Raw genomic sequence first — 12,835 nt, 5'->3', positions numbered from 1 at the left:
TAGCGAATGTTGTATTTACAGGATGACCATATCCGAGAGATCGGAATCGATTGGGCGAAACTAACCGACATCATTCAAGATGTCGTTGCCATACAAGATAGCGGGGACTGTGCTCGCCCTTTGAAGCCATACTTACGCTTTCGTGATCCGAAGAACCGTATCATTGCGATGCCTGCCTATGTAGGCGGTAACATCGATATGTCGGGCATTAAATGGATTGCGAGCTTTCCAAACAATCGCCTTTTGGGACTTCCCCGGGCCCATAATACGTTGATTTTGAATAAACCCTCGACGGGTGAGCCTATGGCATTTATCCACAGCGGTCTGTTAAATGGTCTGCGGACCGCAGCGGTCAGCGGTGTGATGCTGAGCCAATTTGTGAAAGCTAGGCAGCCTGATCCAATGCGCATCCACTTAATCGGATGGGGACCGATTGGTCGACTGCATCTTGATATGTGTGTCGCTTTATTTGGTGAACGAATTGAAGAGGTTCGGATTTATGATTTGATGGGTGTAAGTCATGAAACGATTCCGGGAGCTATTCAGAGTAAAACTCAGGTAGTAAGTGATTGGCGAGATGGCTACCGCGAGGCTAATGTGATTATGACCTGCACGGTGTCTGCGGAGAGATATATCGATGAGGCTCCGCCTCCAGGCGCGCTCCTTCTCAATGTCTCTCTCCGAGATTATAAACCGGAAAGTGTGTCGGGCCTGAAAGCGATCATTGTGGATGATTGGCGTGAAGTGTGCCGCGAACAGACGGATATTGAACAGCTGCACCTCCTGTATAACTTACAGGAATCTGAAGTGAGTACTCTCGCGGATGTCGTGTTGCGCGATCACTTAGCTACTGTGGATACGGAGGAATCGATTTATTTTAATCCGATGGGCTTAGGGATCTTCGACATTGCTATTGCTGGTTACTATTGGCGGGAAGCTGTGCGGCTGAACAAGGGCGTTATGTTGGAGGGCAGCAGGTCAACTCCTCCCAGTAGTAGTTAATCCACTATTATCCACATCTATCCACAGAGTTACCCACAAGTCCACAGGGCCTTAAGTCCCTATTGTGCATAACTTATTCGACGCATATCAACATATCCACATACTGAGATATCCACAGAAAAGCGTCTGTGGATTATTTTTTAGTCACAAAACAAGCGCCTATTTCGCCTTATAGAGGGGAAGCGAAAAGGAGGATGTTGCATATGACAAAATACGATACAGCCGTGATTGGGGGCGGCCTAGCTGGATGTATTGCCGCTATAGAAGTTGCTAAGGGTGGAGGAAAAGTGGTGCTGCTAGAGAAATCAGGGCGTATGGGTGGCAGAGCGATGACAAATAAGAAAAACGGGGTATTTTTCAACCTAGGCGGGCACGCCCTATATCTTCACGGAAAAGCAAATAGCATTCTCAAGGAGCTTGGCATTCGCATTGAAGGAGGTCCGCCTTCTGCGAAGGTGAAAGCACTGTGGAACAATCGGTTGCAGCCGATGCCGTCAACTCCACTTAGTATGCTCACAACGAAGCTGCTCTCGTGGTCGGGGAAGCTGAGCCTTCTGCGATTGGTCATACGACTAATGAAGCTAGACGCGAAAACGGTAAAAGCGATAACGTTGAGAGAATGGGCGGAAAAAGAGATTCCAGACCCGATGGTACGTCATATTTTTTATTCCCTGTGTCGAACAGCAACCTATGCACACGATACAGATCATCAGCTAGCAGGATCTGTGCTTGCGCAGGTGCAGATGTCCTTGAAAGGGGTTCTTTACCTGCACGGAGGGTGGCAAACACTTATCGATCAATTGCATGATAAAGCCATTGAATAATTAAGACACTTAGAAGTGAACCGTACAGAAACATAAAATTATGGATGATATGTACAGCAGCTGCTCACGAAGTCTCTACGATTCGTAGTGGCTTTTTTTCGTTTGATGTCGCCCAGTGAATGACGCATAATGGATGAAGATAGTAGCTGGTTAGCAAGACGAGAAAGAGGAGAGAGCACCATTGACCAAAGTGAATGAAACGGCAGTAACCAAGCGTAAGGCACCAGCCTTTTCGCTGCCTGCCTCTAACGGAGAGAAAGTCTCATTAGCCGATTACAAAGGGCGCAAAGTCGTCATTTATTTTTACCCGCAAGACAATACACCAACCTGTACGCAGCAATCGTGCGATTTTCGGGATTATAATGGGAAGTTTGCCGAGTTAGGCGTTGAAGTGATCGGGATTAGCCCCGACGAGCTGAAGGCGCATGATAAATTTATTGCCAAGTACGAGCTGCCGTTCATGCTGCTTTCGGACACGAATCACAAGGTGGCGGAGAAGTATGGCGTATGGGCGATGAAAAAGCTATATGGTCGCGAGTACATGGGCATTATCCGTTCCACTTTTCTCATTAATGAAAAAGGATATATCGTGAGAGAATGGAGCAAAGTGAAGATTAAGAATCATGTGCAGTCTGTTCTGGATGCTGTGATGGAAATGAAGTAGACACATATTTTGCTGATAAAAATATAGAATCAAAGCGACAAATATAGGTGAATGATTACTATATTTGTTTTTGGTTTCTCTAGTTTTTTGCTGTCATACTCTCGATCCTACTTCCATATAATCTATCAGATGTCAAAATGATAGAACATGCGGAGGGATCATCGGATGCGCTTACACGTACAAGCTCCAATCAACGAAAGACTTCGAATTCAAATCATGATGGTTGTAGTTTTACTAGTTTCACTCTTGGTTGGTATGATGCCGGCCCATGCCGCGGACAATGACGCTGATCCAGCTGTGCGAGAGGTCTATCAACAGCTTCAATCAGGGAAGCGACTGAAGAGTGAGAGGACCTATGTAACACCGGAGCAACCTACTGTGTATCTCACATTTGATGATGGTCCAAGCAAGCTGACGAATCAGGTGCTGGATATTTTAGATAAAGAAGGCGTCAAGGCGACGTTCTTCGTACTTGGGGAACAAGCGAAAGCGCATCCTGCTGAGCTCAAAAGAATCGTAAAAGACGGTCATGCCATTGGCAATCATACATATAACCATGTTTATAAAGAGCTTTATAGTGATTTTCAAACCTTTTGGAACCAAATCCAGCGCAGCGAGGACGTTATTTCAAATATCGTGGGGATACGACCACAGATCGTGCGAGCACCCGGCGGGACCGCTACGAATTTTGATGCTAACTACTTCTACCTCATGGAGCAAGCCGGTTATATCGTGCATGACTGGAATGTTGACAGCGGGGACTCCAAGAGAGCGAACGTCCCTGTGAATGAAATTTGGCAGACGGTGAAGGCTTCACCGCTTGATCATGAGATCAACATTTTGTTTCACGATGGAACGGGGCATGAATCTTCCGTCCAAGTACTACCCCAAGTGATTAACTATTATAAAAAGCTAGGATACACGTTCGCCACGTTAACAGATCAGGTTAAACCTAAACAATTCACTGTCACGAAGCCGAAATGGGCGCGAAATATGAGCTTGAAGCATTTTCAAGATCTGGTAGAACAAACACAGCAATATGCAGTTGCTCACCCTAGCACATCTGACATCGCCAAGAAGGCAGAGGAAAAACTCCTCGTACAGAAACTGGAGGCCGAGGCTGAAGAGAAAGCGATAGCGAAGAAGGAAGAAGAGGAGGAGGCTGCTCGCATTCTCGCCCAACAAGCTGCCTTGCCTCTGCAGGTTCATGTGGTTGGAGGCACATTTACCATTGAACCATCTATTTATAAGCTCCAATCGAATCGAATAGAGCTGCCCTTACGCTATCTCATCGAAAAGATGGGCGGGAAAGTCGATTGGCAAGCGAGTACGAAAACAGCCAATGCGCATTATGGCATCTATGATATGGATTATGATCTAGCCAATAGAAGCATTAGTTTGTACACCTTAGGTAAGCAAACAGCCACGTATTCGTTAGCGGATATGCACATGCAGAATAATCAAATTATCGTTCCTTTGCGAAAAACCATAGCTTCACTCGGCGGCCGAATTACGAATGCCGTGGTGGATTCGAACACACGAGAAGTTTCTTTGGCGCTGCGCCCCCTCTACTTTTTCAAAGAAAATAATAGTATTCTCAAAAACTCTCTATTTGCTATGGGCGGTTAATGTCTAAAAGAGTAGAGAGCTGGAAAAACTAGAAGCATACCCTTATTAAGGAGGCTTCTTGTCTATGGCATCGAAAACCCGAATATTCGATCAACCGCAGCCTCTAGTGGAACGGATGATCATGAACGTAGAGAAAGTGATAGTTGGCAAAAGAGAGACGATAGAGAAAGCTTTTATCGCCATGTTGAGCGGCGGCCATCTTCTGTTAGAGGACGTTCCTGGTGTAGGCAAAACCATGCTAGCACGCGCGTTAGCCAAAACGATCGGTTGCGAGTTTAAGAGAATTCAATGTACGCCAGACCTGCTCCCTTCGGATGTGACCGGTGTTTCGGTATTTAATGTGAAGCGTAATGAGTTTGAGTTTCGCCCAGGCCCATTAATGACGTCTGTTGTACTTGCTGATGAATGTAACCGGACCTCTCCGAAGACACAGTCTGCTTTCCTCGAAGCGATGGAAGAGAAACGAGTGACGATTGACGGCACGAGCTATGAACTGCCGAAGCCCTTCGTTGTCATCGCAACGCAAAATCCCATGGATTATGAGGGGACGTATGCCTTGCCGGAGGCACAGATGGATCGTTTTATGATGAAGCTTTCCCTCGGTTATCCAACGCATGATCAAGAGATTCTGATGTTGGATCGTCTGCAGGATCGTCACCCGTTGGAAAGCCTGAAGCCTGTTATCGTGCAGGATGAGTTTGTGCAATTACAGAAAGAAGCGGCCATGATACATGTGGATAACACGTTAAAAGATTTCATCGTTCGCTTAGCCTTAGCGACGCGAGATCATGCTGATTTTTACATAGGAGCAAGTCCAAGGGCGTCTTATTCCTTGATGCGTGCTGCTCAAACGGCGGCTTATGTGAAAGGGCGAAGCTTCGTTGTTCCCGATGATATTAAGGATTTGGTTCTACCCGTTTGGACACACAGGCTGATTCTAACTTCGGATGCTCGCATGATGGGTCGTTCGGCCGAAATGATTCTTAAAGGCTTACTAGATGGCATGCAAACACCAGTTCTCCGATACGTAACGGCGAAGTAGGGGGCCATCTAATGAAAAGCTGGGGGAAGACGACGTTATTGCTCGTAGGTTGTGTGTTGATGATCTTTTTGGCGTATCGGCAAGGCGGATTTGCTGCTTGGTATCTAGGCATTTGTTTATCATTGATCTGGATTCAGGCAGGATTGTTTTATGTATTTGCTCTAAAAGGCATGAACTTGCATCGGCACATGTCAGGCGACGTGTTTCTTTCTGGCGAAGATGTGACGATTGTGCTGGAGTTTAAGCATCGCTCACCAGTGCCCCTGCCATGGCTGCTGCTCAAAGAAACCTGGATACATGAAGGAAACGGGGGAAAGCTGACGTATAGCAAGCTGCTTTTCCCTTGGTTTCAGAAGACGCTTTTGCTTCCTTACAAAATAACCAATCTCATGCGAGGCAGCTACCGATTTGCTCACCTTGAAGCTGTAGCGGGGGATCTCTTTGGTTTCGCGCTTCGCAAAGTACATAGAGAAGACCTGCAGCGATATGTCGTATATCCGCGACCGGATGCTTTGGGTCGAAGCGGGATGACGTTTCAGTCCGAGGATGGTTCTTCCTCGACAACATTAAGTTCAAAAGCCGAAACGCCGCTCATCAGCTCCGTTCGTGATTACGTCAGCGGCGATCCGTATCACCGCATCCACTGGAAATCGACGGCTCGTCTGAGCCGCCTCATGACCAAAGACCCCGAGCAGGCCGCCGCCACGAAGTGGATGCTGCTGCTCGATGTAGCGCCTGCGGCGGGCCCAGCAGAAGCGGCGCAGCCGCTGCTGGAGAAGGGCGTCGCCCTCGCGGCTGGCTTCTTCGAAGCTGCCGCGGGTGGGCGAGAGAGCTGCGGCTTCGCCTGCAGCAGCTCTAGTACTAGGCGAATCGCGCCGACGATTCGCCCCGATCTAACGCTCGCGTACGAAGTACTCGCGAGCGTTGGCGGCAAGTCCGCCATCTCCTTTCCTGACCTCATCAGGAAAGAGGCGGCAGACTTGCCGCTGCAGGCGTCGATGCTGTGCATCACATCGACGCTGGATGTGGCGCTGGTGCGCGCGGTCACTGATGAAGCGCGCACCAGGCGCCAATGCGTGCACGTGATCTACGTGCACGCGCGGCCTTCCCTCTCGGTCGCAGAGCGAGAGGGGGCTTCTCAGCTGCAAGCCGCAGGCTGCAGCTTCACAGAAGTGCCGCATCCGCAGAGCCAGTGGCCTATGCAAGGGGGTGCCCAGGATGCAACCGCTTGAACCACGCCGCGGGCTGCACGCACGCTCTCGCCCGTTATCTTTCACTAAGCACGCAGCTTCTTCACGCTCAGTCACTTCGCACTTTGGTGCTTCGAACTCACGCTATACGAAAGCAGCTTCTTCACGCTCAGTCACTTCGAACTCTAATCCGTCGCACTCAGACACATCAACCAGCGCTTCCCGCAACCCATCACAACTCATCTTCCGCGCTGATACGATACCGCCCACACACAATAGTCTCTTCCGAGATAGTCTCATCACCTTACTGCTTTTTCTCCTTCTTTCGGAATGGTTGCGCCCTTTGGCTTGGATGGCCGATGAGTCCATTCAGATTGGACCGGTCCTTGTTGTTTTTGCTCTCTGTCTTGCACTGGATTGCTTCAGGGTTCCTTATGGATGGGGATGGCCCGCTAAGTGCAGCATAATCGTGATCTTTATTGGCTATATGTTTAACGGCGAGTCCATACTTGCTGGGGGATGGATCATCTCATTAGTGAGAACATTCGCACAAGATTTTGTGTACATCGTACAAGCGCATTTTGATCTCATCAGCGGTGAAATGCGTACGTTCCTATTCCTAATGGGGTGGGCGCTGCTGCTCTCTGTGGTTCAAGCGCTTATGCTGCAAAGACAGCACAGTCTTTGGTTTGTGATGGCAACGCTGATTTACCTAGTTGGTTTACAGCTCGTGTTAGGGGCGGATACCGTTCAAGGGATTATACGCACATTAGGCTATGGAATGCTCTTGATGGCTTTACTTAATCTATCTAGAATCGAACAGACGTACCAAGTTAGGGCGACACGCTCTAGAAGCTACCTCCAATGGGTGATCGTCAGTGTGTTCGTCGTTGGGATATTGTCTGGGGTCGGTTGGATGTCAGCCAAACAAACCGAATCTGAACTTTTGATGAAGCCGGTGAGCTGGGCGCATTGGTATGATCGTTTGTTTGAGCTGTATAACGAAGACATGGGCGTAAGTCCTGCCGTGGCGACTTCTGGATATGGCCAGAACGATACTTCCTTAGGAGGTCCACTCCAAGTGGACACCTCGCCAGTATTTACAGCCAAAACCACCGAATTAACCTACTGGCGCGGTGAATCCAAAAGCTACTACGATGGCAAAGGCTGGACGCAGCCTATTCAGAAGCGGGAGCCCTTCACAGCCTCTAGTCCATCGTCATCATCAGTATCACTTGTAACGCAGGAAGTCTTGTTGAACGCCAAATCGCCCATTAAACAATTGTTCGTGGGTGGTGGGCTGCGGAGTGTGGATATGTTATTGAGTGAAAAAGGGAAACCAATTTCATCCGGAAGTCTTCTTACTTCTGAAGCGAGTGGCTTAACGACTTTGCCAGAAATCGCTGACTCTCTATCTTATTACAAAATAACCGTTCAACCGGTCACGGAAAATCCAGACCTTTTGAACACAGATATGGCTCCTTATCCAGATGAAATCACTAGTGAATATTTGCAATTGCCAGAGGCGCTGCCGCGGACTGTGAGGAGCACAGCAGAGCAAGTAACAGCCAATCGCTTGACGCCATATGCCAAAGCGGTGGCCATCGAGCAGTATTTGAGCCAAACCTTTCCCTATAGTCTCGAAAAGCCTACCACTCCTAGCCGAAATGAGGATTTCGTCAGTCATTTTCTGTTCGTTGATCGGACAGGGTATTGTGATCATTTTTCCACGGCCATGGTTGTTATGCTTCGTTCTGTCGGGGTACCCGCTCGATGGGTGAAGGGGTTTGCTCCAGGAACAGTAGGTGCCACCGATGACAATGGGCTGCAAGAGGTCGTCGTCGGCAATCAAGATGCACATTCATGGGTTGAGGTATATTTCCCGTCGATGGGATGGGTACCGTTCGAACCGACGCCAGGGTTCTCAAGGATATCCGCGGATCAACCGAGAGATTTGTTGACGACAGCAACGATGGAGCAACTGGGGATGACAGCTTCCCTCACCAATACGCCAGTGCCCGGTTCAGTCATCACCAAGTCGAGTGAATGGTTGCACACGATGAAGAATAATCTCGTTCAATTGGTAAAGGCTTATAAGAGTGCTGTTATCGTTCTAATCGGCAGCATTTGTCTACTTGTTGGTATGGTTCTCGTGCTGAGACGTCAAGGATACTTGTTGCATAGAACGGTGGAGCTCCCGAGCTACAACAATGGAACTTCAGCTCAGCAGCATCCATTGACGCCGTATATGGATCGTTTGTGGAGGCAGCTTTTCCGTAAATATGGTGCCAAGCCTGCTAATCAAACGGTTCGCGAATATGTGATGAATCTTCAGGTGACCCATCAAGGGCAACAACAAGCATTGATGACTTTCGCTCAAATCTATGAAAGTGTCCGCTACGATCCGGCGCGTGCATTTGCCTATTCGAAGCGGGAAATTACAGCGATTTGGAAAGCCATTCAAAAGACACATTAAATCCCCTTTACATCCTAGGTGCCTAATGTTTAAAATTAGTACCTAGAAATAGCGATAAGTGGACAATGGTTCATAAGTGTTGCATCAAAGGTTTCATGCAACACTTGTGACAAGGGTTCTCCCGAAGCTTCAATCGCTATGAACCTAGGAGGTCGGATAATGAGTAAACCAAGTGAATTGATCGTCGTTTTAGATTTTGGAGGCCAATATAACCAACTGATTGCTAGAAGAATCCGTGATTTGGGCGTATACAGCGAATTGCTGCCGCACAATACAACGGTTGAGAAAATTCGTGAGATTAATCCAAAAGGGATCGTATTCTCTGGCGGTCCTGCAAGCGTTTATGGCGAAGGAGCTCCTTCCGTTGACGCTGGCATTTTCGATTTGGGTATTCCGATCTTAGGAATTTGTTATGGGATGCAGTTGATTGCACACCAATTGAACGGAAAAGTAGAACGCGCACATACGCGTGAATACGGGAAAGCAGATCTGCTTTTCTCAAATGAAAGTCCCCTTGTCAAAGGTCTTGAGGCGAACCAAACGGTATGGATGAGTCATGGTGACCATGTTTCCGTTTTACCTGATGGCTTTGTCGTAGAGGCAAGCACGGAGTCACTTCCCATTGCTGCAATGAGCAACCGTGATCGCAAAATTCATGCCGTACAGTTCCACCCTGAGGTTCGTCACTCTGTTCAAGGAAACGAAATGATTAACAACTTCATCTATGAAGTGTGTGGTTGTGTCGGCGATTGGACGATGTCCTCTTTTGTTGAAGATATGATTAAAGAGCTTCGTGCTGAAGTTGGCGATAAAAAAGTGCTTTGCGCACTAAGCGGCGGCGTAGATTCCTCCGTAGTAGCGATTTTGCTTCATAAAGCAATCGGCGCACAATTGACATGTATGTTTATTGATCATGGCCTGCTGCGTCAAGGTGAAGGCGAAAGCGTTATGGAGACGTTTGTCGGCAAATTTGATATGAAAGTTGTTAAAATCGATGCCAAAGAACGTTTCCTAGGAAAATTGGCTGGCGTAGCGGATCCGGAGCAAAAACGTAAAATCATCGGCACGGAATTCATCCGTGTGTTTGAAGAAGAGTCCGCTCAGTTTGATGACTTTACCTTCTTGGCGCAAGGCACGTTGTACACCGATATCGTAGAAAGCGGTACTGCTACCGCGCAAACGATCAAATCCCATCATAATGTTGGCGGCCTGCCGAAAGATATGAAGTTCAAGCTCATCGAACCGTTGAAAACACTATTCAAAGATGAAGTACGCAAAGTAGGCGAAGAGTGTGGCCTGCCGTCCGCGATCGTGTGGAGACAGCCATTCCCAGGTCCTGGTCTAGCTATTCGTGTTTTAGGTGAAGTTACCGAGGATAAGCTGAAAATCGTTCGTGAATCCGACGCCATCCTGCGTGACGAAATCGCCAAAGCTGGCCTAGATCGCGAGATCTGGCAGTACTTCACAGCCCTTCCAGGCATGAAGAGCGTAGGCGTCATGGGCGATGCTAGAACCTACTCCTATACAGTTGGTATCCGTGCAGTTACGTCCATCGACGGCATGACAGCTGACTGGGCACGTATTCCTTGGGATGTGCTTGAGAAGATTTCCGTGCGTATCGTAAACGAAGTTGAAAATGTAAACCGTATTGTCTACGACATTACGTCCAAACCGCCAGCTACGATTGAGTGGGAATAGGAATTTAATCTATCTAAAAGACGAACAATCTAGGAGATTTTGCCCAGATAATGTTCGTCTTTTTTTATTGACACTTGATCAATTCTTCACTAGAATATGAAATTGGATAACAGTTTTTCGTATAATCTTGGGGATTGGCCTGAGAGTTTCTACGAGATCACCGCAAATGATCTGGCTACGAAAAAAAGGAACGGTATCCGTATGAGTTTTTACGTGCGGCTTCATATTCTGAAGGCAGCCCTCATATGGACGGCTCCTTTTTCGTACCCGGAATCAGGTAACATGATTCCGGGTTTTTTGCTGTCCACCATTCGTTTTAGGAGGAATAGGAAAATGGATTTGGATCGTTTTTTTAAGTTGAAACAAAATGGCACGACAGTAAGAACAGAAATCATGGCGGGGATTACGACGTTCATGACGATGGCTTACATCCTTGCAGTAAATCCAGACATACTCAGCGCATTTAAATCAGGGGCAACAGGCGGAGATTGGACAGCGATTTTCTTAGCAACAGCTATTGCAGCAGGTGTGATGACGATTGCCATGGGGCTTTTCGTTAACTTCCCAGTAGCACTAGCACCGGGGATGGGCTTGAATGCTTACTTCGCGACGATCATTTTGACGTCACAAGGTAAATTTACATTTTCGATGGCGCTCACGGCCGTGTTTATTTCGGGGATTATCTTTATCATCCTTACGATTACGAAATTGCGTCAAATGCTTCTTGTCGCTATCCCAGATAGCTTGAAGCATGCGATCACAGTTGGTATTGGTTTGTTTATTGCCATGATCGGTTTCAAAAACAGTGGAATTCTTACCGTAGCAGTTGAATCAAGTAATGATATTAAAGCACATCAATTTACGGATGTTCTTTCCTTTGAAACCATATTCCACATGGGATCATTAGAAAATAAAGGTGTTATTTTAACACTTGTAGGTATTCTATTGATTTCCGTCTTAATGGTAATTCGCCTACGTGGCGCGATCTTGTTTGGTATTTTAGGTACGACTGTTGTTGGTTATTTCATGGGTATGGTTGATCTAGGTACATTAACTAGTGACCAAACGACTTGGGTACCGGATATGTCTAAACTGCGCTTTTTTGATTTTGATTTCGCAGGCATTATGACAACAGGAATCATTTCAGTAATTGCTACATTTACGTTCGTTGAGTTATTCGATACTTTCGGCACCATGGTTGGAACAGCTTCCCGTGCTGGTATTATGAAGAACAAACAAGAAGGCAATAAACGTGTAGGTAAAGCGATGTTCGTGGATGCAATCGGTGTGAGTGGCGGTGCATTAGTTGGAACGAGTACAGTAACTGCCTACGTGGAGAGCGCAGCAGGTGTAGCAGAGGGTGGGCGTACAGGTTTAACTGCTGTAACAACGGGCGTATGTTTCTTGCTTGCTCTGTTCTTGGCGCCAATTGCGATGTTGATTCCTGGTTCAGCAACTGCGGCAGCGTTGATCGTTGTTGGTGTTCTTATGGTTCAATCCATTAAAGAGATCGACTTCCAAGACTTCGTTATCGCGATCCCGGCGTTCCTTACGATTGTATTGATGCCTTTCACATACAACATTGCGAACGGGATTTCCTTCGGAATCGTAACGTATGTCGTTCTAGCAACTGCAGCAAATTTCAGTGGCAAAAGTGAGAAGAAATACAGCGTCCACTGGTTAATGTGGATTCTAGCTCTTCTAATTATTGCTCGATACGTCTTTATTGGAAGCCAAGGTTAAAATAAAGTGAAGGCTCTGGTGCATGATGCGCCAGGGCCTTTTTAAATCCTGTTTTTTTCCATATATAAAAAGCTTGCAATCCCTTGGAGGATTTGTTATATTACTCCTTGTCGCTTCGGCGGTCGAACGAAAGAATGAAGGATTCGAAAGAAGTTGAAAAAAAAGTTCTTGCATTCGAATGAGCTGATGTGGTATATTACTTCTCGCTGCTTCGGTAACACGGCAGTGAGCGAAAGAAATTGATCTTTGAAAACTGAACAACGAGTGAGTAAGCACGAACGAGAAATCGTTCAAAAAAAGAGATTGCAAAATCTCGCTAGCAACGCAAATGAGCAATTAAGCTTTCAAATAGGACGAGCAATCGTCCACTATTATGGAGAGTTTGATCCTGGCTCAGGACGAACGCTGGCGGCGTGCCTAATACATGCAAGTCGAGCGGGTTTATCCTTCGGGATAAGCTAGCGGCGGACGGGTGAGTAACACGTAGGTAACCTGCCTTTAAGACTGGGATAACTATCGGAAACGATAGCTAAGACCGGATAACTGGTTTTCTCGCATGAGAGAATC

9 protein-coding genes, 1 rRNA gene and 1 riboswitch are annotated in these 12,835 nt (G+C 47.2%); all 10 genes read left to right on the top strand.

Translation table 11 applies throughout. The features are described 5' to 3' along the window. Window positions 1–6 precede the first annotated feature (6 nt). Entirely contained in the window at window positions 7–1,002 is a 996-nt protein-coding gene (locus AC58PQ_RS14245) for a 2,3-diaminopropionate biosynthesis protein SbnB (RefSeq protein WP_497242582.1), read from the top strand. Window positions 1,003–1,205: 203 nt separating this feature from the next. Next, entirely contained in the window at window positions 1,206–1,826 is a 621-nt protein-coding gene (locus AC58PQ_RS14240) for an FAD-dependent oxidoreductase (RefSeq protein ID WP_497242581.1), read from the top strand. A gap of 181 nt (window positions 1,827–2,007) precedes the next feature. Further along, complete coding sequence (bcp, locus tag AC58PQ_RS14235) at window positions 2,008–2,490, top strand: thioredoxin-dependent thiol peroxidase (protein WP_497242580.1); 483 nt, start codon at window positions 2,008–2,010, stop codon at window positions 2,488–2,490. A gap of 165 nt (window positions 2,491–2,655) precedes the next feature. Continuing rightward, complete coding sequence (locus AC58PQ_RS14230) at window positions 2,656–4,119, top strand: polysaccharide deacetylase family protein (RefSeq protein WP_497242579.1); 1,464 nt, start codon at window positions 2,656–2,658, stop codon at window positions 4,117–4,119. 64 nt (window positions 4,120–4,183) lie between these two features. After that, window positions 4,184–5,161, top strand: coding sequence for an AAA family ATPase (locus AC58PQ_RS14225; RefSeq protein WP_497242578.1), 978 nt, complete (start codon window positions 4,184–4,186; stop codon window positions 5,159–5,161). 11 nt (window positions 5,162–5,172) lie between these two features. Beyond that, on the top strand, window positions 5,173–6,393 hold the full coding sequence (locus AC58PQ_RS14220; protein WP_497242577.1) for a DUF58 domain-containing protein: 1,221 nt from the start codon (window positions 5,173–5,175) through the stop codon (window positions 6,391–6,393). Then, the gene (locus tag AC58PQ_RS14215) at window positions 6,380–8,827 is read left to right on the top strand and encodes a transglutaminase TgpA family protein (RefSeq protein WP_497242576.1); all 2,448 of its coding nucleotides are present in this window, start codon (window positions 6,380–6,382) and stop codon (window positions 8,825–8,827) included. The genes AC58PQ_RS14220 and AC58PQ_RS14215 overlap by 14 nt, the downstream gene beginning before the upstream one ends. Before the next feature lie 159 nt (window positions 8,828–8,986). Further along, the gene (gene guaA, locus AC58PQ_RS14210) at window positions 8,987–10,525 is read left to right on the top strand and encodes a glutamine-hydrolyzing GMP synthase (RefSeq protein ID WP_497242575.1); all 1,539 of its coding nucleotides are present in this window, start codon (window positions 8,987–8,989) and stop codon (window positions 10,523–10,525) included. Window positions 10,526–10,622: 97 nt separating this feature from the next. After that, window positions 10,623–10,723, top strand: a riboswitch (purine riboswitch). A 141-nt stretch (window positions 10,724–10,864) separates the two neighbouring features. Further along, complete coding sequence (locus tag AC58PQ_RS14205; RefSeq protein ID WP_497242765.1) at window positions 10,865–12,268, top strand: NCS2 family permease; 1,404 nt, start codon at window positions 10,865–10,867, stop codon at window positions 12,266–12,268. Between the two features lie 370 nt (window positions 12,269–12,638). Beyond that, window positions 12,639–12,835, top strand: a 16S ribosomal RNA gene (locus AC58PQ_RS14200); the annotation flags it as partial.

This window comes from Paenibacillus sp. J22P143 (assembly GCF_059692035.1).
The sequence above is the reverse complement of the archived record's forward strand: the minus strand, read 5'-3'. Positions and strand labels throughout refer to the sequence as shown.